Origin of the sequence: Pseudomonas sp. SIMBA_041, assembly GCF_046535095.1 — a bacterium.
Taxonomy (GTDB): Bacteria; Pseudomonadota; Gammaproteobacteria; order Pseudomonadales; family Pseudomonadaceae; genus Aquipseudomonas; species Aquipseudomonas mucoides.
Genome location: NZ_JAWRXJ010000003.1, coordinates 291,572 through 316,045, shown reverse-complemented (window position 1 = coordinate 316,045; position 24,474 = coordinate 291,572). Strand labels below are relative to the sequence as shown.

24 protein-coding genes and 2 pseudogenes are annotated in these 24,474 nt (G+C 57.1%); 12 read left to right on the top strand and 14 right to left on the bottom strand.

All coding sequences use genetic code 11. The annotated features are described in order from the left end of the window. The 3 genes and pseudogenes from SB725_RS08535 to tnpB all read left to right on the top strand — a co-directional run bounded on the left by SB725_RS08535 (position 1) and on the right by tnpB (position 1,680). The gene (locus tag SB725_RS08535; RefSeq protein ID WP_410921562.1) at positions 1–1,086 is read left to right on the top strand and encodes a hypothetical protein; all 1,086 of its coding nucleotides are present in this window, start codon (positions 1–3) and stop codon (positions 1,084–1,086) included. Between the two features lie 22 nt (positions 1,087–1,108). Then, positions 1,109–1,225, top strand: a pseudogene (locus SB725_RS08530) (dihydrodipicolinate synthase family protein); the annotation flags it as partial. Between the two features lie 89 nt (positions 1,226–1,314). After that, complete coding sequence (gene tnpB / locus SB725_RS08525; protein ID WP_410921561.1) at positions 1,315–1,680, top strand: IS66 family insertion sequence element accessory protein TnpB; 366 nt, start codon at positions 1,315–1,317, stop codon at positions 1,678–1,680. Positions 1,681–1,839: 159 nt separating this feature from the next. On the opposite strand, the gene SB725_RS08520 is transcribed toward tnpB, so the two are convergent. Then, positions 1,840–2,490 carry a dTMP kinase gene (locus SB725_RS08520; protein WP_410921560.1) on the bottom strand — a complete coding sequence of 217 codons (651 nt, stop codon included), beginning with the start codon at positions 2,488–2,490 and terminating at the stop codon, positions 1,840–1,842. Between the two features lie 222 nt (positions 2,491–2,712). Here SB725_RS08520 and gfa point away from each other — a divergent pair, with 222 nt between their 5' ends. Further along, the gene (gene gfa / locus SB725_RS08515) at positions 2,713–3,288 is read left to right on the top strand and encodes an S-(hydroxymethyl)glutathione synthase (protein WP_410921559.1); all 576 of its coding nucleotides are present in this window, start codon (positions 2,713–2,715) and stop codon (positions 3,286–3,288) included. A 15-nt stretch (positions 3,289–3,303) separates the two neighbouring features. Here gfa and SB725_RS08510 read toward each other — a convergent pair. From SB725_RS08510 to SB725_RS08500, 3 genes and pseudogenes are all read right to left on the bottom strand, one after another. Then, positions 3,304–3,621 (bottom strand): annotated as a pseudogene (locus SB725_RS08510) (ATP-binding cassette domain-containing protein); the annotation flags it as partial. Positions 3,622–3,764: 143 nt separating this feature from the next. Then, positions 3,765–3,962 (bottom strand): hypothetical protein, encoded by a 198-nt coding sequence (locus tag SB725_RS08505; RefSeq protein ID WP_410921558.1) that lies wholly within the window; start codon positions 3,960–3,962, stop codon positions 3,765–3,767. A gap of 217 nt (positions 3,963–4,179) precedes the next feature. Beyond that, positions 4,180–4,380: a hypothetical protein gene (locus tag SB725_RS08500; RefSeq protein ID WP_410921557.1), complete on the bottom strand. Its 201-nt coding sequence runs from the start codon at positions 4,378–4,380 to the stop codon at positions 4,180–4,182. Positions 4,381–4,493: 113 nt separating this feature from the next. Between SB725_RS08500 and SB725_RS08495 the strand changes: the two genes are divergently transcribed. Next, complete coding sequence (locus SB725_RS08495; RefSeq protein ID WP_410921556.1) at positions 4,494–6,452, top strand: hybrid sensor histidine kinase/response regulator; 1,959 nt, start codon at positions 4,494–4,496, stop codon at positions 6,450–6,452. On the opposite strand, the gene SB725_RS08490 is transcribed toward SB725_RS08495, so the two are convergent. Continuing rightward, the gene (locus tag SB725_RS08490) at positions 6,380–7,159 is read right to left on the bottom strand and encodes a response regulator (protein WP_410921555.1); all 780 of its coding nucleotides are present in this window, start codon (positions 7,157–7,159) and stop codon (positions 6,380–6,382) included. The genes SB725_RS08495 and SB725_RS08490 overlap by 73 nt on opposite strands. A 212-nt stretch (positions 7,160–7,371) precedes the next feature. Between SB725_RS08490 and SB725_RS08485 the strand changes: the two genes are divergently transcribed. The 4 genes from SB725_RS08485 (at position 7,372) to SB725_RS08470 (ending at position 11,766) form a co-directional block, all read left to right on the top strand. After that, the gene (locus SB725_RS08485) at positions 7,372–8,028 is read left to right on the top strand and encodes an MliC family protein (RefSeq protein WP_027923165.1); all 657 of its coding nucleotides are present in this window, start codon (positions 7,372–7,374) and stop codon (positions 8,026–8,028) included. 344 nt (positions 8,029–8,372) lie between these two features. Further along, on the top strand, positions 8,373–10,973 hold the full coding sequence (gene acnB, locus SB725_RS08480) for a bifunctional aconitate hydratase 2/2-methylisocitrate dehydratase (protein WP_410921554.1): 2,601 nt from the start codon (positions 8,373–8,375) through the stop codon (positions 10,971–10,973). A gap of 283 nt (positions 10,974–11,256) precedes the next feature. Continuing rightward, positions 11,257–11,517 (top strand): hypothetical protein, encoded by a 261-nt coding sequence (locus SB725_RS08475; RefSeq protein ID WP_027923167.1) that lies wholly within the window; start codon positions 11,257–11,259, stop codon positions 11,515–11,517. 24 nt (positions 11,518–11,541) lie between these two features. Next, positions 11,542–11,766 carry a hypothetical protein gene (locus tag SB725_RS08470; RefSeq protein ID WP_027923168.1) on the top strand — a complete coding sequence of 75 codons (225 nt, stop codon included), beginning with the start codon at positions 11,542–11,544 and terminating at the stop codon, positions 11,764–11,766. Positions 11,767–12,139: 373 nt separating this feature from the next. Here SB725_RS08470 and SB725_RS08465 read toward each other — a convergent pair whose 3' ends face one another. Together SB725_RS08465 and SB725_RS08460 are read right to left on the bottom strand one after the other, a co-directional pair. Next, a complete protein-coding gene (locus SB725_RS08465; RefSeq protein ID WP_155953718.1) occupies positions 12,140–12,298 on the bottom strand; it encodes a hypothetical protein in 159 nt (52 codons plus the stop codon). Between the two features lie 199 nt (positions 12,299–12,497). Further along, the gene (locus tag SB725_RS08460) at positions 12,498–13,025 is read right to left on the bottom strand and encodes a DUF72 domain-containing protein (RefSeq protein ID WP_410921553.1); all 528 of its coding nucleotides are present in this window, start codon (positions 13,023–13,025) and stop codon (positions 12,498–12,500) included. Here SB725_RS08460 and SB725_RS08455 point away from each other — a divergent pair. Continuing rightward, complete coding sequence (locus tag SB725_RS08455; protein ID WP_410921552.1) at positions 13,024–13,476, top strand: short chain dehydrogenase; 453 nt, start codon at positions 13,024–13,026, stop codon at positions 13,474–13,476. The two genes, SB725_RS08460 and SB725_RS08455, sit on opposite strands and share 2 nt — an antisense overlap. Positions 13,477–13,514: 38 nt before the next feature. On the opposite strand, the gene SB725_RS08450 is transcribed toward SB725_RS08455, so the two are convergent. The 5 genes from SB725_RS08450 to SB725_RS08430 form a co-directional block, all read right to left on the bottom strand. Further along, positions 13,515–14,861: a glutamine synthetase family protein gene (locus SB725_RS08450; protein WP_059182956.1), complete on the bottom strand. Its 1,347-nt coding sequence runs from the start codon at positions 14,859–14,861 to the stop codon at positions 13,515–13,517. 23 nt (positions 14,862–14,884) lie between these two features. Continuing rightward, a complete protein-coding gene (locus tag SB725_RS08445; protein WP_027923171.1) occupies positions 14,885–15,442 on the bottom strand; it encodes a helix-turn-helix domain-containing protein in 558 nt (185 codons plus the stop codon). A 25-nt stretch (positions 15,443–15,467) separates the two neighbouring features. Continuing rightward, positions 15,468–16,757 carry an NAD(P)/FAD-dependent oxidoreductase gene (locus SB725_RS08440; RefSeq protein WP_027923172.1) on the bottom strand — a complete coding sequence of 430 codons (1,290 nt, stop codon included), beginning with the start codon at positions 16,755–16,757 and terminating at the stop codon, positions 15,468–15,470. Positions 16,758–16,986: 229 nt separating this feature from the next. Next, positions 16,987–18,171 carry a patatin-like phospholipase family protein gene (locus tag SB725_RS08435; RefSeq protein ID WP_027923173.1) on the bottom strand — a complete coding sequence of 395 codons (1,185 nt, stop codon included), beginning with the start codon at positions 18,169–18,171 and terminating at the stop codon, positions 16,987–16,989. Between the two features lie 25 nt (positions 18,172–18,196). Then, positions 18,197–19,276 carry an AI-2E family transporter gene (locus SB725_RS08430; RefSeq protein WP_410921551.1) on the bottom strand — a complete coding sequence of 360 codons (1,080 nt, stop codon included), beginning with the start codon at positions 19,274–19,276 and terminating at the stop codon, positions 18,197–18,199. 202 nt (positions 19,277–19,478) lie between these two features. On the opposite strand from SB725_RS08430, the gene SB725_RS08425 reads away from it, so the two are divergent. Both SB725_RS08425 and SB725_RS08420 read left to right on the top strand, forming a co-directional pair. Then, entirely contained in the window at positions 19,479–20,132 is a 654-nt protein-coding gene (locus SB725_RS08425) for a hydrolase (RefSeq protein WP_027923175.1), read from the top strand. 54 nt (positions 20,133–20,186) lie between these two features. Further along, positions 20,187–21,521: an OprD family porin gene (locus tag SB725_RS08420; protein WP_410921550.1), complete on the top strand. Its 1,335-nt coding sequence runs from the start codon at positions 20,187–20,189 to the stop codon at positions 21,519–21,521. A gap of 34 nt (positions 21,522–21,555) precedes the next feature. On the opposite strand, the gene SB725_RS08415 is transcribed toward SB725_RS08420, so the two are convergent. Continuing rightward, the gene (locus SB725_RS08415; RefSeq protein ID WP_410921549.1) at positions 21,556–22,191 is read right to left on the bottom strand and encodes a response regulator transcription factor; all 636 of its coding nucleotides are present in this window, start codon (positions 22,189–22,191) and stop codon (positions 21,556–21,558) included. 4 nt (positions 22,192–22,195) lie between these two features. Next, positions 22,196–24,472 (bottom strand): PAS domain S-box protein, encoded by a 2,277-nt coding sequence (locus SB725_RS08410; RefSeq protein WP_027923178.1) that lies wholly within the window; start codon positions 24,470–24,472, stop codon positions 22,196–22,198. Between the last annotated feature and the right edge of the window lie 2 nt (positions 24,473–24,474).

The following is a 24,474-nucleotide window of genomic DNA, read 5'->3' as shown; positions in this document are numbered from 1 at the left end:
TTGTTCTCGATTCAAATGCTGCCCGCACGCGAAGGAGATGCGATCTGGATACGCTGGGGAGAGGAGCACACTCCCTATCAAATGCTTATTGATATGGGTACTGAGGAAATTGGGAAGACGCTCAGCCAGAAAATTAGTGCATTGCCCCAAGCGCAGCGAACTTTCGAAGCGATTGTAGTGACACATATAGACGCAGACCATATCGGGGGATTTTTGAGTTGTTTCGTTGACTCCGATAAGCCCTCAGGTGTCTCCGTTAAGGATTTTTGGTTCAACGGTTACATGCACCTCGATGGACGCAGAAGCAGTTCTACATTAGAAGCATTAGGCGCTGTTCAAGCCGAAAGGCTCACCAACTGGCTGATCACTCAGCCATGGAACACTTTATTTAACGGTGGGGCAATCTGTCGCCGCGAGGGAGAGCCGCTTGAAGTTATTGAACTCGCAGGTGGGATGAAGGTAACTGTCTTAGGGCCCACTGTGCAGCGACTTAAAGAGCTCAAGCCTGAATGGGAAAAAGAAATAAAAATCGCTACGCAGAAGAAAGAGCAGGCGCGTTCAGTTTCCGTTTTAGAACCCATGGGGGCGAGCTTATCTTTGGAGCTTCCGAGCGCTCAGTCCCTAAAAAACCTAGCCAAGCAAAAACCGTTGCGCGACACTAAAGCTGCAAACGGAAGCAGCATAGTATTGCTGCTCGAATACGAAGATAAAAAAATTCTTCTTGCCGGCGATTCCTTCGCGGAGGATTTAGTTGAAGCAGTGACACAATTATCGCCTGAACGCCCTCTACAGCTCGCAGCATTCAAGGTGCCCCACCACTGTAGCCGTGGAAATATTTCCGAACGGTTGATTGCAACCATTAATTGCCCAAACTGGCTGATATCCACAGATGGTAGTCGACATAAACATCCCGACGACGAGGGGATAGCGTCTATCCTACATTATGGGGAAAATACTTCAGTACGGTTGCTTTTCAATGTGAGTAGCAAGTACAACTCCAAATGGTCAAGAACAGAGTGGCAATCGCGCTTCAGTTACTCTACCGAATATGGATCCGACGAAGATGGACATTCGCTAGACATCTAATAGCTGCAGCGGGGCGGAACACGTCGATTTTGTTGCCCTACAACCCGTGGTGACAACGCTCCTGGCTGAGGGCGTGAGAGGTCTAGTCGTCTGCGGTACGACTGGCGAAGCTGCAGCAATGAGCAAAGATGAGAAACTCGAGGGTAAGCGCTCCATAAACCCCACATTCAAAGTCACCACCTGATCCTCGATGCTGTGCTCCCGATTCCTTTCTGAAGCCAGCACCTCATGCTGCGTCCCGACGCAAAAGTAGAAAAAGTCTATCTCTACCCCAAGCCCGTCGACTTCCGAAAATCCATCGACGGCCTAGCTGCTCTTGTCGAACTGGACATCAACGTCGTGGTGTTTGACCCGGTGCTTTTCGTGTTCCTCAACAAGCCTCGAAACCGAGTGAAGATTTTGTATCGGGAGCGCAACGGCTTTTGCGTTTGGCTAAAGCGCCTGGAATCCGAGCGTTTCAAAACATCGCCGGATTGTTCGGATGAAGCCAATTGCTGCGCAATCTGTTGCCCAGCGGTCGTGCGACGATCGAAAGAGTGGCTGACTGCTAGGCAGCCTTTGTTGCTTCAGAGTCGAATGAAAGGTCGGCCATGAACGTATTCCGGTGAACATGCGGTTCACTTTTTTCAGTTAAAGTTATTGCTTTTTAAGGAGTTAAGTTATCGGTGAACACCTGACATCGCCCACAAGTTAAATGATGTGTCTGAGTGGAACCTCTACCGAGGTCTTCTCTTGTATTCATGAAAACCAAGCTCATGAACACAAACCCTGGCAACGAACTTCGCCTACGTGACACCGAAGTACTTTATAGATCTCAGAAACCACCTGCATCGTTGCCTCTTCGATCGTTCCTTCATTACGGCATAAAACCCAGCCGTGATCTGTAATCGCTTGCTCGAACGCCTCAGTACACGCGACATGTTCTTCCAGCTTATGGATCACCGTACTGCTCAGCCCACGCCGTCGTGCTGCTGCCCTTGCCCACGAAATTTCAGGGTTGGTGACAACCCCGACATGCAGGTCTGGCACTTGCACGTTTCGATCAATGTTCAACTGCAGAATCTCTGCAAACGGGATTGTCCGGCGAAACGCAGCATCAGATGGGTACCAGCGATCGATCAAGATGATGCTGTCCGTTGGCTGTTTGGCCAGAACGTGCTGCGAAATCCAGATACGGCTATCAGCAAGGCGCTCACAAACCTCCAATTCCAAATCGCGGGTGGGATTTCTGACGAGCTTGTTTACCAGGGCCATTGTTTCACCCCGATAGGGATCGCTTTTTTGCTCGGAAAGTCGGATCACCTTTTTGTTGTCAGCCCTCAGTGCTTTCGTAACGGCTTCCAACAGTGTGGTTTTGCCAGTTCCCTTGGGCCCATCTAGAGAAACAAACAGCGGACGATTCATTCTTCAAATATCGATTGATGTACGGTTGTTTTTGCCCGGATCGTGCGCTAAAACCGCTTGCCGCGACTACGCGAATCGATTGGAGGGCCCTTATGAACAGACAGTGATGAACACTCTAACTGAGTTTTGAGTCTCCGCAGACAAACGTATCGAGTTGAAATGATCCAAGCGCACGAGCGAGCTATTCTTTATCCGGGGATACCCTGAAAAGGAGCCGCCAGCATGACCACTTTGAAACTTCACCCTGCACTGGACAATGGTATCCAACCCGCCGCCGCGAATTTCACAGGTGGCACGATGCAATGCCTGTGTGCGACCGACAAGGTCGAGGTCAGAATTGACGCACAAACGCAGCATAACCACGCGTGCGGCTGCAGCAAATGCTGGAAACCGCAAGGTGCGACATTCGCCGTCATCGCCGTGGTACCTCGGGACAAGGTCAGCGTCACGGCTCACGGCGAAAAACTGGCAATTGTCGACGCCGCCGCGACCATTCAGCGCCACGCCTGCAAGCAGTGTCATGCCCATCTCTTTGGGCGCATTGAGAACAAGGACCATGCGTTTTATGGCCTGGACTTCGTCCACACCGAGCTCTCGCCACAAAGCGGATGGGCTGCACCGGGGTTCGCCGCGTTCGTGTCCTCCATCATCGAAACCGGCACACCGCCAGGGCAAATGAAGGCAATCCGTGAGCGCCTGCGTTCGATCGGCCTGGAGCCCTATGACTGCCTGTCGCCGGACTTGATGGACGCCATGGCGACTCATGTCGCGAGACAGAAAGGTCTGCTCCCTGATTGAGAGCGCAAGAAAAGGCTACGTCTGGCTGCCCGACAAAAACTGATTCAACCGCTCGCTACGCGGCTGTTCGAGCACGGTGCCTGGCGCGCCCTCCTCCATCCGGCCCTTATGCAGAAGCATGAGGTGGTTCGACACTTGTCTGGGGGTGACCACCACCATTGTCCGCCCCTCTTCGGCCAGTTGCTGCATGACTTTGAGTACCTCACCCACCAGTTCGGGATCCAGGGCGGAGGTCGGCTCGTCGAACAGCATCACCTGAGGCTCCATGGCCAGCGCGCTAGCGATGGCCACGTCTTGCTGCTGGCCGCCGGACAGAAGATCGGCAGCTGTTTGAAGCGCTGCGGTTGTTGGTTTGAGGTGACATGGGGATTGTAAACATTCAAAGTGATTCCCATGTTTTGTCTAGAATGACGCAAACAATAAAAGCCCACATGAAAGTGGGCTTTTTATTATGCTCGGCCTGCATTTAATAATGCTTAGTTGGCAAACCCCCATACCCTGCCCCAGTAAGTATCCACGTAGCAGGAAATACCGCTTGGCATACGAAGGCCCAGATAGTAGGCACCGTATTCAGTGATGCAGTAAGGCCCCGCAAAGGCTGCATTGCCTACACCGAGAGCGGCAACAACGACAACGCAACCAATAACTGTTTTAATCGTGCTTTTGATGTTCATTTTTCGTTCTCCGGCTGATCAGGTTGTTTTGTTTCTACGGGGTTAGATTCTCACAACCAGATTTAAAGAAAATACAACAGTCGTAGTGCTACAGCTGTAGTGGATCAATAATAAAAGCAGTGTTCACAATTAAGTAATTATTGTTTGTGTGGAGCAACAGCAAAAAAGCCCGCGACGAGGCGAGCTTTTTGTTATACTAAATTTAAAATCTACAAACTTAATTTGCGTTACCGGATACAGGGCCGTAGATGGGGTGGCCCACCCAGCAAGGGGCACCACTTGGCATCATGATACCGATGTAATATGTACCGAAAGGAGTCATGCAGTACGGGCCGGCAAAGGCTGCGTTGCCTGCGCCGAGGGCGGATACAACGACAACCGAGCCGATCACTGCTTTAATAGTATTTTTGATGTTCATTTTCGTTCTCCGGTTCATCAGGTTGTTTTGCTTCGACGGAGTTAGATTCTCATCAACCGGATTTAAATAAAATACAACAGGCGTAGTGCTACAGCCGTAGTAGGAGGCCGAAAATGACATTCGAGACCATGAAGAAAATATCCGACGGGATTTTTGAGCTTTTTGTCCCTCCTCCTGCCTTCCCGGAAAAGAAAGTCGAAGCTACATTTCTTACCACACACTCAAAAAAGCACTTACTGCAACGGCGTTTGTTCTTGCTGATGGCAATAACACTGTGGTGCGTTTTTTCATATTGGGACTACCACCACAAAGTTCATCATCAGGAAACCTTCACATGGAACATTTTTGTTTATGTCATTGCACTGAGGTCCTCAGGTGCAATTTTTATTGTGTACGCTTGCGCAAAAGGATTTGGCGACTATTTTCTCAATGAAAAGAAAGCCGCAATACTCATCGTTGTAACGGTGTCTGTATCGATCATATGTCTGACGTTGATGATGAGCCTGGTGCCGGCACCTTTGAATTATCAGTATTATTTTGTCGGGGTGGTTCTTGTACTGTTTTTTCAGTACGGAACCATGGCGCTCCTAGCTAAATACTCATTGTTTACGACAGCACTCTCTATCTTTCTCCTGATCATTCAGGACGTCATTCATTCGCCACTGGGGATCTACTTCTTCCCCGCGATATTTTACTTGTTGTCTTTCGCTACTCTTGGGTGGGCGGTGAGTGTCAGATTTGAGCGAGCAGCGAGAGAAGGATTTTTAGCCTCCCAAGAGTTGAAAGTTAAAAATAGATCTCTCGAAAAGTCCAACGCAGGCATGCTGAGAGAGAGGCGCAAAGCAGACAAGGCGCTTCAGGAACTGTTTGACAAGGAAATCCAGAAAGCCCACACCGCAAGGGATCGAACAGAAGCCACCGCTCGCTTCGTACGCGCAGCCTATCACGACACCATGCAACCCTTGGCCTCAATCGCTAACTTGGCGGTAGCCGGTGGCAAGGCTGTGGAGCAAAGTTCTCCTGAAGAACTGGCGAGGATATTCAAGGAAATATCGACGTCCGGCAGAGAAATAGACATGCTTTTCAGAGGTTTGCGTGACGTCTTCATGATTGGTGAAACACTGCCGGTTATCGAGCCTGTTTCTATCAACAATCTACTTGAAGAAATAGAACAGGTTTATCGTTCAAGGGCGATTGAGAAAGGACTAGACCTGAGAGTCGTCAAGAGAAAACTGGATGTTTTCATAAACAGTGATGCGCAGCTGATAAAAAGAATCGTGGGGAACTTGACTTCAAACGCGATCAAATACACCCACAAGGGGGGCGTTTTAGTTGGAAGTGTCGCCGGAAAAGCCACCATTCGGATCGATATCATCGACACCGGCATTGGCGTGCCCGACAAATATAAGCAAAGGATTTTCGAGGAGTTCTTCCAAGTAGGTAATCAAAGCCGGAACGCTGAAATGGGGCTGGGACTAGGGCTGTACATCGTACGAAATTTCATAAGCAATTTACCCGGGCACCGTATTAGCTTCTCCTCGCTGGAAAAACGCGGCTCCCGTTTCTCTATTGATTGCCCGTTGCACACCGAAAGCGTAATCCTTTCGGACGCGTTAGTACGCCCGAGTGACGCAAATGACGTCAACCTGCAAGGGGCTTACATCATGCTGGTGGATGACGACAGCCGGATACTCAATTCCCTCGCCAAGACGTTTGAGTTGTTTGGAGCGATTGTTGTAACGGCACCGGACTTGCTTTCCGTGAAAAAATTGTTGAGCAGCGCTCCGGACCGGCAGCCCGACATACTCGTTACTGATTACAACCTGGGTGAAGAAACGACTGGCCTGGACGTCATCGAGATGGTTAGAAGCTATTACGACTGGGCAACGGTCCCCGTCATAATATTTTCCGCCGAATCTTTGCCCGACCTGACTAACAAAGAGAAGATGCTGGTTCTAATCAGCAAAGGCTCTGAAGCCACCACCTTGCTCCATTGTGTTCATGAGCTGGTCGCAACCGGGCGCGCAGCCAATGCGCTGCCTTCCGATGAGGACAGTACACCCAGCACCTGACCCGTCTTGGCAAAAAGCCCTTGCAGCCCATAGAGATCGATAACGCCGAATTTCCCGTATAGCTTGCTCAGGTATTGCCTGACGTTGACTGGATTGATTTCAAGGATCACCGCTATTTTCCAAGGCGCATTTCCTTGCAGGGCCAACCTCAAAATATCGAACTCTCGAGGAGTGATGCCCAAGTCCTTGTTGGTGATGGGAATCACCTTTTCTTGCTGAAGGTGGTTGCCACTGGGTTCGGGCTCGATACCGCCTTTCCCGATGGCAGAACTTGGAAGATAAACCCCACCATGCAATGCCCGATGAATGGCTTCCAGCATGACTTCGTGGGACGCGCTTTTGGGAACAAAGGAGGATGCACCGCGTCGCATCACCTCATCCACAAACTGCCTTTGTGACTCGCCAGACATTACGATTACCGGAGCGGCAATTTGTTTTGCCAAGTCTTTGTCCCGCGGATCCTCCCGAAAACCTTTAAAAAGAGTAAGCAATTCCAATCCGTTTTCGGCGCTCAAATCGAGACTGTCGTTGGTGCTCGGAATGCACAGATCCAAAAATATCACATCGAAAATATTAGCCCGGACGGCCGCAAGCGCTTCATCCTTGCACGCAGCATCAAAGACTTGAGCATCCTGGTGAACCTGTTGGATGAGGCTACGCACCCCTGCCCTGAGAATCCCATGGTCATCAATCAGCAAAATATGCATTTCGTTCTCCAGAGCGGCGACCTTTTACAGAGTATTGCCGATACCTCTGTCTACGTACCTGCTACAGCTGTAGTAGGTGACGAATGCTATTCAACGCTACTAACTGGACAGAGTGATGGCTCATGGTCCGAGGTGTAATTCCCGCGCCCAGGTGGAACTTCCTTCGCTTGGGGTTATAGTCCCCTACGGAAAATGATCTGAGTGACGTCAACATGAAAACGCTCACGGCCCTTTTCACCTGCCTGCTCGCCAGCATCAGCGCGGCGACATTCTCTTGCGCCAATGCCGCATCACCTTCGCGAACCTACAAGACCAGCTTCGACTGTGCCAGCGCCAGAGCCCCCGTAGAAAAACTCATTTGCCGCGATCCACAACTGGCACAGATGGACGTTGAACTGACGCGTCTCTATCGCCTGGCGCTTACGGATGAACACTCCGTACCGCCTCCCGACAAAGTCATCATCGACCAGCAGTTCTGGATCGACGCCCGCAACCAGTGTGGCGCCGGGTCCGAGGGCAAGGCATGCACGATCCGCAGTTATGCCCAGCGTGCCTACCAGCTGCGTCAAGGCTCGGCCATTGTGCGAACCAAGGATCCAGACCGGCTGACCGAAGGCCCTCAGGTGTTTCGTTGCGCCGGGTTTAACGTGCCGGTTGCCGCGACTTTCTTTAATACGCAGCCGGGTGTCGTGTACCTGAAATGGGCGAACACCTCGGTCACCCTCATCCAGGTGCAAAGCTATTCAGGAACTCAATACACCGGCAAGGATGTCTTGGGGAACTACAGCTTTCGGCAAAACGAAAACGGGGTGTTTTTCCAGAAACCGGGCTCTGGAGAAATGAACTGTACGGCCGAGCCGGTCAGCTGAAGGCTCTGGCGATATCCGGTCTGCATCTGTCGCTCCAACCGCTCTGGGACCATGATCTTGCTCGCTTGAGCAGGCGACCGCACATCGCATGCATTTAAGTGACGCCTCAAATGTGTCGACAATTCTGTTGATGCGCCCCGCATAAATCATTATATTCCGCCTCGATAACGAGATAGTGTCGACAATCTGCATCGCAGCTAGCTCAGAACAGCTTTTGTAGGAGCCGTTGCTCCAGTGGTTACGGTGGTCACCCTCGATCGCTGAGCAACGGCTCCTACTTTTATTTTTTCGGACACAACCCGGGCGGCTTTTCGCCCAACACGCGGTATGACAGGAGAAACCCAGTGCTTGAGACCTACGTACAACAATTACAAGCACGTGCCGAGCAAGGGCTTCCACCCTTGGCGCTGAATGCCGAACAAACGGCAGGCCTGGTTGAGCTGCTGAAGAATCCTCCGGCTGGCGAAGAAGCTTTCCTCGTTGACCTGATCACCCATCGCGTTCCACCTGGCGTGGACGAAGCGGCCTATGTCAAGGCCGGCTTCCTGTCTGCCCTCGCCAAAGGCGAAGGCAAGTCCCCCCTGATCGACAAGAAGCGCGCTGTAGAACTGCTCGGCACCATGCAGGGTGGCTACAACATCGTGACCCTGGTCAACCTGCTGGACGACGCCGAACTGGCGCCAGTGGCTGCCAAAGAACTCAAGCACACCCTGTTGATGTTCGACGCCTTCCACGACGTCGCTGAACGCGCCAAGAACGGTAACGTTCACGCACAAGGCGTGCTGCAATCCTGGGCTGACGGCGAGTGGTTCAAAAACCGCCCGGTACTGGCCGACAAGATCAGCCTGCGCGTGTTCAAGGTCACCGGCGAAACCAACACCGACGACCTGTCCCCTGCCCCGGACGCCTGGTCCCGCCCGGACATCCCGTTGCACGCCCTGGCCATGCTGAAAATGGCCCGCGACGGCATCGTACCGGACGAGCAAGGCGTCACCGGTCCGATGAAGCAGATCGAGGAAATGCGCGGTCAAGGCTTCCCGATCGCTTACGTCGGTGACGTGGTGGGTACCGGTTCGTCGCGTAAATCCGCGACCAACTCGGTGCTGTGGTTCTTCGGCGACGACGTTCCGTTCGTGCCGAACAAGCGTGCCGGCGGTTTCTGCTTCGGCAACAAGATCGCCCCGATCTTCTACAACACCATGGAAGACGCCGGCGCCCTGCCGATCGAATTTGATGTGTCCAACATGCACATGGGCGATGTGATCGACCTGTACCCGCACGCAGGCAAAGTCTGCAAGCACGGCACTGACGACGTCATCACCACCTTCGAAATGAAGACCCCGGTGCTGTTGGACGAAGTCCGTGCCGGCGGTCGAATCCCGCTGATCATCGGCCGTGGCCTGACCGAAAAGGCGCGTGCCGAGCTGGGCCTGCCGCCTTCGGATCTGTTCAAGAAGCCTGAGGCGCCGGCAGAAAGCACCAAGGGTTATACCCTGGCGCAGAAAATGGTCGGCAAGGCGTGCGGCGTAGCCGGTGTGCGTCCTGGCACCTACTGCGAACCGAAGATGACCACCGTGGGTTCTCAGGACACCACCGGTCCTATGACCCGTGACGAACTGAAAGACCTGGCGTGTTTGGGCTTCTCGACCGATCTGGTGATGCAGTCCTTCTGCCACACCGCGGCTTACCCCAAGCCTGTCGATGTCACGACTCACCACACCCTACCGGACTTCATGCGCAATCGCGGTGGCGTATCGCTCAAGCCAGGCGACGGCATCATCCACAGCTGGTTGAACCGCATGCTGCTGCCAGACACCGTCGGCACCGGTGGTGACTCGCACACCCGTTTCCCGATCGGTATTTCATTCCCGGCCGGCTCCGGTCTGATCGCGTTCGCCGCGGCCACCGGCGTTATGCCGCTGGACATGCCGGAATCGGTTCTGGTGCGTTTCAAAGGCAAGATGCAACCGGGCATCACCCTGCGAGACCTGGTCCATTCGATCCCTTACTACGCCATCAAGGCCGGTCTGCTGACCGTGGAAAAGAAAGGCAAGGTCAACGCTTTCTCCGGCCGCATCCTGGAAATCGAAGGCCTGGACAACCTGACCGTCGAGCAAGCGTTCGAGCTGTCTGACGCTTCCGCTGAGCGTTCGGCTGCCGGCTGCACCATCAAGCTCCCGGAAAAGGCCATTGCCGAGTACCTGACCTCGAACATCACCCTGCTGCGCTGGATGATCGGCGAAGGCTACGGCGATGCACGCACCCTGGAACGCCGTGCTCAAGCGATGGAAGCCTGGCTGGCCAACCCTGAGCTGCTGGTGGCGGACAAAGACGCCGAGTACGCCGAAATCATCGAGATCGATCTGGCTGAGATCACTCAACCGATTCTGTGCGCACCGAACGACCCGGACGACGCCCGTCTGTTGTCGACCGCTGAAGGTCAGAAGATCGACGAAGTGTTCATCGGTTCGTGCATGACCAACATCGGTCACTTCCGCGCAGCCGGTAAGCTGCTGGAGCAGGTCGACGGTCAGTTGCCAACCCGTCTGTGGCTGTCGCCGCCGACCAAGATGGACGCACACCAGCTGACCGAAGAAGGTTACTACGGCATCTATAACAAGGCCGGCGCGCGCATGGAGATGCCGGGCTGCTCGCTGTGCATGGGTAACCAGGCACGTGTAGAGCCGAATTCGACTGTGGTGTCGACGTCGACCCGTAACTTCCCGAACCGTCTGGGTGATGGCGCGAACGTCTACCTGGCTTCGGCCGAGCTGGCGGCCGTGGCGTCCATTCTGGGTCGCCTGCCGACCGTCGAGGAGTACATGGAATACGCTGGCAAGATCGACAGCATGGCGGCCGATGTCTACCGCTACCTGTCCTTCGACCAGATCGCCGAGTTCCGTGAAGTCGCTGCGAATGCGAACATTCCGGTGGTTCAAGCCTAACGCTGCAACGCAATGGAAAACGCCGCCCATCGTGAGATGTGCGGCGTTTTTTATGCCTGCAAGATGGCTATGTACACAAATCCCCCTGTAGGAGTGAGCCTGCTCACGATAGCGGTCTCACATTCAATATCAATATCAATATCGACTGACACACCGCTATCGCGAGCAGGCTCACTCCTAAGGGGATTTGTGGTGTGCTTGCCATGCCACTCGTCAGCGCCTCAGCACCTTCCCCCGCCCGGCTCTTCCAACGTTTTATACCCCTCGCAGGAAGATCCGGATGATGAACAGAACAATCACCGCCCTCGCCGTCGCGAGCCTGTTGTCGACGGGCTCGTTTTTCGCCATGGCCGCCGAGAAGGCAGACGTTCCGCCAACCGCCGTTCCCGGCGTCAACCAGGCCCAGGGCGCCGAATCCAATGAGCAGAAGGCCGACAAAAAGGGTGAGGAAGCCTCGGGCTCAAACTCCGGCGCCGATTCGCAGGCCACGGAAAAAGACGCCGCTACGTCGAGCGGTTCGAAGGGCGAAGAAAAAACCGAGTAAACGCAGTCAACGGAGGTACACGACATGCACAACGATGACGATGTGAATGAAGCATCCAACGCCCCTTCCACTGATGTGTCGGGCAAACCGGTCAACGTGGTCGAAAGGGACCTGCACGACACATCAAGAGAAACCGAGGGCGTCGATGAAGCCATCACGCCCTCTTCCACCCGCGCCAAGGAGCAGGACGCTGAAAAGCTCAGCGATAAAATCGCGGAAATAGAACGCAAGGTGGCGGATGGTAATTAGCGACCTGGGGAAACGGGAGGTCGATGGCCGACCTCCCATCCCCCCCTGTCGTTGTTCAGCGTCTGTCATCCGATAGCGGAGTTGGCTCATCCGCCTCCGGCATGTCCCTGTCCGGATCTTCCCAGTCGTCAGGTCGCTGGTCGTCTGGCCGTGTCAGCGGATCATATCGACCGGGATCGTCAGGATTGGCCATCGGGTCATCAGTGCCTGGCTCCGGTCTGGATGGAACCGCGTCTTGCACCGGGTACTGGTGTTGTTGCTGGAAAGTCGAATCGTCGGACATACCCACCTCACCGCTCAAGGGTCCGGATTCTCCGGGCCGTACAAATTGGAAGTGGACCGAGTTGCAGCGTGCGTTCGAACAGACGAGTGGCTAGCCCTCGGCGCCGGTGGCCGGACCGGTTGCGTCCTTGGCGGCGCAGCACAGCAAGATGTCGGACACGCGCATGATCGGCAGCGGGTCGGTCTGGCGACGTTCTTTAAGCCATTGGCGGCTGCGTCCAATATCCAGTTGCAGATTCAACAACATCATCAGGCTTAGCAGTTCTTGGGAAATACGTCCCTGGCCGCATTCAGGGCAATGAAATTCCTGCCCAACGCCTGCGCAGAGTGTTCGTGCAAAAGGATTTTCACAGATCAAACAAGACATAGTCGGTCTCCACCCAATAAAAAGTAGAGAGCCGCGAGCGCTCAAAGGTGTTCATCGCGGCCGACGAACGGCCCTGCCCCCCTCAGCGGAGCAATGCCGAGAGCGTTAGCGCGCTGCCCAATGCAGCACCACTGGCAGTGTTGTCGAACATGCACCACGTCGCTTCGCTGTCGGTGGTGGCTGTTTGAAGAGTGATTGCCAGGCTTTGCAGCGTGAGCAGTTCGTAGGGGCTGAAGTAAGTTCGGGGCGATCCGTGCAGTCGCCAATACTTCAATCCCGGCCAGCCCCCCGGCAGCGCGTCATGGCTGATGCGTGATGGATCAACCGTGGCCCGGGTAATACGGTGATGGATCAACAGCCGCTCGGCATCGAGCCAGGATTCGTGCCGGGGTTCGGGCACTACGTGGCCGGCATACTGCTGTCTGCGTTCAATGAAAAAGCTGTCAGCTACTGAATGATCAAATGCCAATGAGGGCGGCAACTGCACGAGCAGGCAGTCCAATCGATCATTTAACCCTGAACACTGCGAGATAAACTCGATCAGCCCAACGGAACCTAAAGATTCAGCTCGCTCTCTATTGCAGGACCAGCAGACGGAGGAATTCACCATGATCGACCCAGCAACCGGCATGAGGGCGGGCGAGCGCTATAACGTCGAGTGCCTCGAACGCACGCCGCATTTTCCCGGCTTCTTCCTCGATGGAAAGTATTACCTCGGACCCGAGTTGCAGACGGCGGTCGGCTGGGTTGAAGGGCAGCAGTTTCTGTATGACCAACTCGATCCGACGGGCGAACCGGTGTATCCCGGGCGTGTCGCCGGCACTATTGAAAACCTGACATTGGTCCTCGCCGATGGCGCGCGCCTGAAACTGAACGAGATGGCATACGACGCCCCCAGATACCTGCCCACCGAAATGACTGATGACATTCTAAACACGTCCCCGTTGGCGCCCATCAGGCCCATCCGACCTTCGCCGCTGCTGGTCATCGGCGCCGCACTGTTGATTGGCGGTTGCCTGCTCGCGATTAATCGTCTGGGCCATCGCCGGCCCGTGCGCTAGGTTCGCGGGCAATCATGGCGATTGCCCGCGACCTCGCTTTATAGATACCAGCGATATTCCCGGGCACTGATTTCCTGCATGAACGCCAGGTGATCCTGACGTTTGTTCTCGCAATAAACGTCCACAAACTCCGCTCCCAGCCCTTCACGCAATTGCGGCTGATGCTGCATTGCGCGCACGGCTTCGAGCATTTCCTTAGGAAAGTCGACGCCACTGTTGCGGTCTTCGTTCAGCGGCAGAATCGGTTCCTTGCCGGACTCCAGCCCATGTTCCAATCCGACCAGAATCGCCGCCAATACCAAATAGGGGTTGGCATCGGCACCGGCCAGGCGATGTTCGATGCGCAAGTTCTTCGAGTCCGATTCCGGAATGCGCAGGCACGCATCGCGGTCTTCAAACCCCCAGCTCGCTTGGGTGGCGATGTTGGTCGTGCCGCCCAGGCGTCGATAAGCGTTCTGGTTCGGGGCGAAAACCGGCATGCAATGCGGCAGCAATTGGAGGCAACCCGCCACTGCGTGACGTAACGATTGCTGCTGGTTGGCCGCCAGAATGTTATTCCCGGCCGTATCGTAAAGGCTGACATGCACATGCATGCCGCTGCCCGGATGCTGCAAGTAAGGCTTGGCCATGAAACTCGCACGGTAACCGTGCTTGAGCGCCACGCCACGGCTGCTGCGACAGAACAGCGCTGCCCAGTCGGCGGCACGCAAGCCATCGTCCAGGTGGCCGAAATTGATTTCGAACTGACCCGGTCCGAGTTCAGCCGTGATCACCGTGCTGTCGATGCCCTGGGCCCGCGAGGCTTCGACCATGTCATCAAGTACCGGCGCAAAGCGCGACAGTCGTTCGATGTGCATGTTGGGTTGATCGTCGGCATCGTCCGTCAGGTCATCGCGGGGAAATTGCGGCAGCCCGTCGCGCAGCTTTTTATCGAACAGGTAGAACTCCAGCTCGAACGCCACCACCGGATGAATGCCTTTGCCGGCAAGCCTGTCCAGGACCTGCGCCAGCACTTGGCGCGGTTCGAACACGATGGGTTTTGCGGTGCCGTCCGAGGTGATCAGCATTTGCCCCAGCGGTTGCGCTTCCCAGGTCACTGGCTTGAGCGTACCCGGTACCAGCCGACGCACGGCGTCCGGGTCGCCATCGTTGAAGCAGTAGTCGCCAATCTTGAACAACCCGCCTTGCACGCCCAGCAGCACGCAGTTCTGCGGCAGTTTCAGCGCACTGCCGGCCGCGACCTTTTCCAGCATGTCCACCGGGTAGCGCTTGCCGTAGAAATGCCCGGGGATATCGAGGGAAATCAGGTCGACATAACGCACGTCAGGGTAGCGTTGGCGAAAAGCACGCACCTCGGCCAGCAGGTCAGAGCAGGTAGCATCCATCATTGTGGGTCCTTGTCTTGTTATCAGGTGTAAACCCAGAGCACTCGCGTGAGTTGTCCGGTGAGGTTGCCGTAGCGGCAACGGGTATGGCTGTCGAACTGGAAACTGTCGCCAGCCACCAAAGTCACAGGTTCTTCGTCGTCGCCCAGCCACAGCGTCAACTCGCCTTCGAGCACATAGCCGCCCTGCTCCGAGCTGTCACTCATGTGCCGGTCGCCGCTGCTGGCACCCGCTTCCAGATGACTTTCGAGCATGGAAAATGACGCGCGCATTTTTGGCGAAACCAGAATGTCGGTAATGCCGTTGGCGTAGTACAGCGTGCGGCGTTCATCGGGCCGTGTGACCCATGGCAACTCCTTGGGTTTTGGCAGGCTGTAGAAGTACGTGGTCGGTACGCCCAGGGTTTCGCTGATCGCCGTCAAGTCGGCCACGGTGGGCCGTGACAGGCCGCGTTCGACCTGCGAAAGAAAGCCGACGGAGCGGCCGATTTTGTCGGCCAGTTCCTTCAAGGTGTATTTCTTGTGCTTGCGCAAATCGTGAATCAGGATCGCCAGCGCAGCGATTTCTTCTTGCTTGTTCATGCCTGGAATTCCGTTAGATGACTCATCAGATACTGTCGCGCAGTCGATACCAGGCTTTGCCGATGGCTTCCAGTGGCGCGGCGAGGTATTTGCCGCCGGGAAAGCTGCCGTTGTCCAGGCCCTGATACAAGGACAATTCATCGTCCTGGCCCAGAATGGCGTCGGACACCGCACGGGCCGCGGCCAGTGTCGGCAGCACGCCATGCCCGGAATAACCTTGCATCCAATAGCGATCACCGGAGCGGCCAACGTCGGGCGTTCGTTTAAGCGTCAGGTCGATGTGCCCGCCCCAGGCGAACTCCAGTTCCACACCTTTGAGCTGCGGGAACACCCGTTCCAGGAACGGTCGTGTGGCACCGGCGATGTCCTTGGGCATGCCGCCCAGATAGGTGCAGCCGCCGCCGAACAGCAGGCGGTTGTCGGGTGTGCGACGGAAATAGTCGAGGACAAACTGGTTGTCGGTGACGCAGACATTACTCGGCAGCAGCGCAGTGGCTTGCTCCGGCGTCAGGGGCGCGGTCGCCACTTGATACGTCCCGACAGGCAATACGCAACTGGCCAGTTGTGGGTCGAGCCGATCGAGATAGGCGTTGCAGGCCAGCACCAGAACGTCGGCGCGAATCGCCCCGCGCTCAGTGTTCACCACGAAGCGGCCACCCTCCTCGCGATAACTCAACGCTTTGCTTTGCTCATGGATACGGCCACCCGCGCGTTCGATGGCGGCGGCCAGGCCGATGGCCAGTTTCAGAGGGTTCAAATGAGCGCCCTCTGGGTCGTACAACCCTGCCTGATAGCGCTCGCTGGCGATCCATTCCGGCAACTGTTCACGGCTGATGAGCTGCAAACCGTGGTGCCCCCACTTGTGACTGGCCTCGCGCTGCCACTCGGTCAGCAGGCCGATACGTCGTGGCAACACGGAGGTCCACACATGGCCGGCGCGATAATCACAATCGAAGCCGTGGCGAGCTGGCAATTCACGCAGTTCCTGCGCCGCCCAGCGCATGCCGTCCCACAACCGCCGTGCACGCTCATAACCCAGCGCGGCTTCCAGCGGTGGCATGTCACACGACCAGCCGAGGATGGCCTGTCCACCGTTTCGACCCGAGGCGGCCCACGCCACGCGACTGGCTTCCAGCAGTGTCACGCGTTTGCCGGCCAGCGCCAGGCGCAACGCGGTGTGCAGGCCACTGAAACCGGCGCCGATGATCAGGATGTCGGTGTCGTGTTCACCGGCGAGTGCGGGCCGAGTGGTCAGGCGATCCGCGCAGCTGTGGGCGTAGTAGCTGGCGACATGCTGCGTGGACTGCTGGAACATACAAGCCTCATGAAATTATGTTTTTATAATTTCATGAAAAACTACAGGATTAATTTCATATGGGCAACCAGCGTAATTTTTCTATGCCTGGGCTGACGCCATCGCGAGCAAGCTCGCTCCCACAGTAGATCTCCATCAGACGCAGATTTTGTGCGCGACCAAGATCACCTGTGGGAGCGAGCTTGCTCGCGATGAGGCCAGCCCAGACCACCCAAAATCCCGACGTGTCTCAGGCATTGGGCGACTTATGCCACGGATACCCCTTCGCACTCTGCTCAAAGGCGTAATCAAACAACCGCTTCATGTACTCCCCATCGAACTGGCGATTGCGCAGGTGAAGAAAATCCGCCCCGATGTACGCCAGATTGAAATCCGCCCCGTCCTGCTGTGCGATTCGGTAGATCCGCTCCAGGTCGCTGATACCTTGCATCTGAATCAATGCGCTGATGGCGCGACCACCAATGCTCAACGTGCGGCGTTTGGTCCCCGACCACTGCGGTTCCATCTTGCCGTTACGAATCACATAAAAATGCCGATCACGGCGCAAACGCGCGCCGGTCACGCTGTTCAGTGCCATGACGGTGCCTGGCGGATAAAGGAAGACCTGTGTAATGACACCGCCGTCGACGTGCATCTCCTGAAACGGTTGGCCGTTCACTTCCACGTCGATCATGACTGGAGAAACGGCGCCGGGAATACTCATCGACGCGATCAGGATCCGCCGGAACAAGTCGAGCGCTCCTGGTGCGCCGCTGGCAGCAATGGCGCCCATGTTCCAGGTCACGGGCCGCCCCGCATCGAGGTCGGTGGTGCCGATCATCAGCAAGCGTCCGTTGGCGTATTGCGCGGCAATCGCCGCCAGTATGTCCGCAGAAATGCACTGCGCGACGAGCCGCGCCAATGGCTTGCTGTCCGCAATGCCGTCGCTGGCAAGCCGGGTCAGCACACTGCGTGAATGGAAGACGTCTTTGGGGCCGATGGCACTGCAAATGCGCAGGATGATGTCGTCGTACTGAGGCCCCAGGTACGCGAACGGGGCCACCAGGGCCCCGGCGCTGATGCCCGTGACGACTTTGAAAGGTGGACGCGAACCATGCAACGTCCATCCCGCGATAATCCCCGCCGCAAAGGTGCCGGCATCACCACCGCCGGAAATCGCCAGCATGTTGGCCAGTGGCAAGGTGTCATTCGGCTCCCCTGCCCTGGCCAGCGCTTCGGCCTCACGCAGGTTGGACTGGTGCACATCCCGAATCAGCGGCGCGAGGTCCCGGTCCAGCCAGTAACGCGCCTCGGGAATGCCGGGGACGACCGCCAGTTCCGTCAAGGTCGGCGGCACGGCATCCCGGCGTTGCAGGCACGCCTGGCGCAACATGTTCCACGTTGACGCACCGGGTCCGGGCTGGAATGGTTTCAACACACCTCCTCATGACCTGAGGACGTCAGACACCCTCCGGTCGATCCTTAACCCACTGCCAGAATAATTGGTAACCCACCGCCAGCACCACCGGCCCGATGAACAGCCCGAGGATGCCGCTGGTGACCATGCCGCCCAACGCGCCAATCAACACGACCGGCATCGGCACATCCACACCGCGCCCCAGCAACAGTGGTTTGAGGACGTTGTCCACCAGGCCCGCAACGAACACAAAGACCGAGAAGATAATGGTCCTCGTGTTGGGCCCTTCGGTGGCCATGACATAGGCGATCACTGGCAGCGTAATGAGCGTGGCCGGCAACTGCATGATGCCCAGCAGCAATACGCCGATGGCCAGCAGACCGGCACCGGGGATGCCTTTGAGCACAAAGCCGATCCCCACCAGCATCATCTGGATAAACGCGATACCGACCACACCGAGTGCAACGGCACGGATGGTCGCCGTGCAGAGCTCGGCGATCTGCGCCCCCTTGTCCGGACCGCTGATGCGTGACGCGATATCCACCGCACAACGGCCGCCGGCTTCGCCATGGGCCATGAAAATACCGGCGATGATCAAGGCAACAATGAACATCAGCAAACCTGCCCCGACGCCCGCGATTTTGGCCAACACGCCCAGCGTGACGCCTTTTATTTGCGGCAGGTATTTCACCATCAGGTCGGGAAGATCGGTTGAGGCCTGCAGCCATATCGCCGAGATCGATTTACCCACCAGCGGCCAGGTTGCGATCGTATCCGGTGGCGGCGGGATATGGAAACTGCCCTCCTTCACCAGGTCGACGACCTTGGCCACCGACTCCGCAATCGAGGTCCCCAACAGATAGACCGGCACCACCAGAATCGCGATGGAAATCACCACAATTACGGTTGCAGCACGCCCCTCGCTACGCCCCATCGAGCCCATGAGTCGCAGTTGCAACGGATAGAGGGTGATTGCGAGGATGACCGACCACAGCATCAGGTCGCGAAACGGACGGAAAATCTCGAAGCAGAACAGTACCAAAACGACAATCAACCCGGCACGAATCAGGACATCGAGCATGCTGCGGGTCAGCGATTTCTCGGACAGTGGTAAGGGCACCATGGATGCCTCCTTGCTGATAGCTGCAAAGAACAGTTGGGGAACGGTTAGGGCAGCATAGACGCTGATTTCACCGTGCGACATCCACAATGTGCTCTGTATCGCTGCGCTGCGAAAAAAACCGCAAAAACAGCACATGGACTCAATATCCGCTGCTCAAACCACGCAACCATGGCCCCCTCACTCACCCCGTAAGGACCTCATCATGGCCATTGCGAAAGCAGTTCCCGGCAAAACCCTGCTGACCCCCTCCGACCACACCCTGATCATGATTGACCACCAATCGCAGATGTCCTTTGCGACCAAGTCAATCGACGCCGTGACCTTGCGCAACAACGCCGCGCTCGTGGCCAAGGCGGCTCGTGGGTTCAAGGTCTCGACCCTCCTTACCACTGTGGCCGAGAAGAGCTTTTCCGGGCCGATTTTTGATGAAATCAAATCGGTGTTCCCGGATCACAACGTGATCGACCGCACCAGCATGAACACCTGGGAAGACGAGCGCATCGCCGTTGAAGTCAACAAGTTCGGCAAGCAGAAAATCGTCTTGGCCGGTCTCTGGACCTCGGTGTGTATTGTCGGCCCGGCGCTGTCGGCCATCGACCAGGGTTTCGAGGTGTACGTAATCGCCGACGCCTGTGGCGACGTCACCACCGAAGCCCACGAAATGGCTATGCAGCGCATGATCCAGATCGGCGCTCGCCCGATGACGTCCCTGCAATACCTGCTGGAACTGCAGCGTGACTGGGCGCGCAGCGAAACCTATGACGAAACCGTCAAAACCTCGATCGCCAACGGCGGTGCCTACGGTCTGGGCCTGATCTATGCCAAGAGCATGTTCGGTGCCTCGGAAGCCCATTAAGCAACAACCAGCGACTCCGTAATCGCGGAGTCGCTGCCCGGTGGTGATTGATCGATGACGTTTTCCAAGCGCAAATCCGGTCTGCCTTTCTGGTTATCGGTGATAGTCGCCAGCACGACCGCAACGGCGCACGCGGATGAAGCGATGCAAACCGGGCAAGGGTTCCTCGACGGTGCGACGCTGAATGTGCTCAGCCGCAACTTCTACCTCAACAGTGATTACCGGTCCCCTTCAGCTTCCGGCAAAAGCTACAAGGCGGAATGGGCGCAAGGCTTCATTGGCGCTTTCGAGTCTGGATTCACCCCCGGCCTCCTCGGATTTGGCCTCGATAGCCACGCCTTTTTGGGCGTTAAGCTTGACAGTGGCAAGGGTCGTTCCGGCACCGGATTGCTGCCGGTGGACAGTGACGGCCGCAGTGAGAACAACTATTCCAGCGCTGGCGGCGCGCTGAAAATCAAGGCGTCTAAAACCACCGTGGCGTACGGCGAAATGATGGTTGAAACGCCGGTGTTCGATACTGCCGACAAACGCCTGCAACCGGAATACGCCACCGGTTTCCTGCTCAACAGCCGCGAAATCGATGGCATCAATGTGCAGGCCGGTCACTTCACGGCGTTCAAGAATCAGGACAGTTCATCGAGCAAGGGCAATTTTTCCGGTTACGGGGCCAACACCGATGCTGGCGGCATTTCGTTTGTCGGCGCCGACCTGTTCACCCAAAGCCCAGTCGGCGGCGCGCTCTATGCGTCAACGCTGACCGACACCTGGCACCAGTACTACGGCAATCTTCACCTCAAGCAGCCCGGTGTCTTCGTCGACGCCAATCTCTACCATACGCGGGACACGGGTGAGGCATTGGCCGGCGCCATCGACAACACTGCGTTCAGCCTGTCCGGCAAATACACGGTCAATGCCCACGGCTTCACCCTGGCCTATCAGAAAGTCAACGGTGACACCCCCTTCGATTTCGTCGGTGGCGACTCCATCTACCTGGCCAACTCGATCAAGTACGCGGACTTCAACGGCGCCCACGAACAATCCTGGCAAGTGCGCTACGACCTCGACCTGAGCACCTTCGGCGTCCCCGGCCTGGCCTTCATGACGCGTTACGTCAAAGGCACGCAGATCGACGGAACCCATGCGCCCCAGGGTGGCGCCTACAACCCCTTCGATGAGGCGACCGGCACCTTCGTACCGCAACAAGGCGACGGCGGACGGCATTGGGAGCGCGACATCGATTTGCGTTACATCGTGCAATCAGGAGCGGCCAAGGATTTGTCGCTGCAACTGTCCCATGTGTCGCACCGCGCCAACGCGGCGCAGGCAGGCGATGACATCGACCGGGTGTATGTGGTGATCCAGTACCCGTTGAACTTCGGGCCTTTTTGATCGGGAAGTTGGCGGAAGTACGAAACGCGAAACTTCAACGCAGTTTCAGTGGGTCGACCATCTCGGCCGCGATCGCCATGCCCACCAGGTCCGGCAAGGTAGTGGCTTGCATGCGTTTCATCACACGCGAGCGGTACAGGTCGACGGTTTTTGCGCTGACGCCCAGTTGCTCCGCTATTTCCCGGGTGGTGTAACCCTGTACCAGCGGCAGCAAGACATCGCGCTCACGTGGGGTCAGCGTCAGCAACCGCGCCTGCAACGCATCGTGCCCCTGGCTGCCGGAGCGGTTGGCCGCGCAGTTGCTGAGCGCCTGTTGGACGCTGTCCAGCAGCAACTGCTCGTTGTAGGGTTTCTCGATGAAGTCATGGGCGCCGGCCTTGAAAGCGCGAACCACGATCGGCACATCGGCGTGCCCGCTGACAAAGATGATCGGCAGATTCAGTTCACGCGCGCGCATTTCCTCCTGCACGTTCAGCCCGCCCATGCCGGGCATGCGAACATCGAGCAGCACGCAGGCATCGAGCGTGGCATCACAAGCATTGAGAAACGCCACACCACTGGTAAACGGCAAGGCCTTGAGCCCGACCGATTCCAACAACCAGACGGTTGAATCAAGCATGCCCTGGTCATCGTCGACCACATACACCACGTGCTCCGTCACACCTGCCATTACGTTATTCCTGTTGTTGTTTTGTTGGGCCGGCCAGCGGCAGACGGCAGCACATCAGCAGCCCGACCGGTTGGCGCAGGGCCTGTAATTCGCCACCGAAACCTTCGATGATGCTGCGGCTCATGGACAAACCAAGCCCCAGGCCATCAGCCTTGCTGGTATAGAACGGGGTAAATATCTGCTCCAGCTCCGGCTCGCTGACACCCGGTCCCTGGTCTTGCACACTGATTTCCACGGTTGCACTAGCACCCTGCCCCGCGGCCATCACAATCAGTGACGGTTGCCCCGGATGTTGTTCGCGGTTGGCGTCAATGGCATTGCGCAACAGATTGAGCAGCACCTGCTCCAGCAACACCCGGTCGGCATAAACGGGCGGCAGATTATCCGGCAGACAATCCTCGATTGTCACTTGGCAATTGCTCGCCTCCCAAGCACACAAACGCACGGCCTCGCGGGCGACGTCGGTGAAATTCAGGGCTTGCATGCGGCGTTGGCCCTTGCGCAGAAACGCCCGTAGACGGCTGATCACTTGCGAGGCATGGGTGGCATGCTGGGTTATGCGCTGCAGCCCCTGTGCCACTCGTTCGGCGGCCTGAGGATTGGAATCCAGAGTCTGTAAATAGCGCTGGCTGGCATTCGCATAATTGACCACCGCGGCCAATGGCTGGTTGATTTCGTGGGCAATGCCCGAGGCCAGTTCACCCAGTGTTACCAAACGCGCGGTGTGCGCCAGTTCGTCTTGATGACGACGCTGTTGCACCTCACGCAATTCGCGTTCGGTCATGTCCCGCGCCACCAACGAGTAGTAGCGCTCACCGCCTGCAGATCGGTGCGCCAACAGCACCAGCGACACTGGCACTGACATGCCGCCACCGAGGGGTTGCAAGCGTGCATCGGTGCTCCAGACTCCATCACGTTCGGCGCTGCTCCAGCCATCACGCTGCAGACGTATCAGGTCCGCGCTCGCGAACAGTTCGGCAAGCGCTGGCATCGCCTGTTGCTCCTCGATTCCGAGGATGCGGCGCGCCGCCGGGTTAAGGTAGGTCACTTGCCCTTCAGGGGCGATGAACAACACCGGGTCGATGTTGGCCTCGACGACTTCGGCCAGGCGTCGCTTGTTCTCTTCCGCCTGCACCCGCGCCGTAATGTCCCGAGACACGCTGACCACTTCGACCACCGCACCGGTGTAGGTTTCACGAATCGCCCGGCTCGCGGTTTCGAACCACAGGTAATGCCCGTCTCGATGGCGAATGCGATAGGTCATCGTGTGATAACCGTCCTGCTCCAGGGCATCCCGTGCGCGCTGCACCAGGCTGGCCAGGTCCTGACCATGGAACAGGCCTTGGGCCATTTGCCCGCGCAACTCTTCCGGCCAGTAGCCGAGCAAGGTCCAGGACGCGGGCGAAGCATCCAGAAAGCGCCCGTCTGGAGTGTGCCGGGAAATCAGGTCAGTGGTGTTTTCGATGATCAACCGGTACAGCCGGCGTGCCGTGGCCGCTTCACGTTCGGCCAACACCTGGAGGGTGGCGTCGCGGCAACGGGCGAGCACGCGGTTGTCCTGAGGATCGGGGATAAACGTCCAGATCAGAATCTGTGTTTCGAACTGCGCCTCAACCCCTTCGATGGCACGCTTCTGGTCCAGGCAGGCGCGCACCAGCACGCGGTGATTGACCGGCAAAAAGCCCAGCACATCAGTCAGCGGTTTTTCGGCGAGCAGTGCCAGCAGCGCTCCGTTGAACTCCAGCGGCCGGCCCTGCGCGTCGAGCAACAGACTCGGTTGCGGATCGTGACCCAACAGCGGCGAGCCGCGCAGCATACCGTTGACGCTACTCAGCAAGGTCGTCAGCAAATCCTGGACCCAACCCAGCCAACCAAGGCTCACGCCGTCGCACACCTCCACCAGCAACAACCCCGGCAGTCCCGATTGCAAGGCCAGATCAAACACCTGGCCATGGCTGATTGCGGCCCGACGCAATCGACCGGACAACCAGCAATCGAGTTGCCGCACTTGCGCCAGATCGAGTCGCCCCGCTTCGACCAGCCGATCAAACAACAACTGATCGCTGGCCAGCGAAGGGTCGCCCAGCCCCGGTGGAAAGTGCTGGGCAGCACCCTCATGGCTGTAAATCCGGGCATTGGGTTGCCAACTCAAATAAACCGCGCGGCGCACCTCGGGACATTCCTGCAAGGCACGGCACAACGCATCAGCCCGGGCGGCCAGAGACACACCCTCGCGCTGCAGGCGCAACCAGCTGTGCAATCGAACGGGAGTCAGGGTCATCA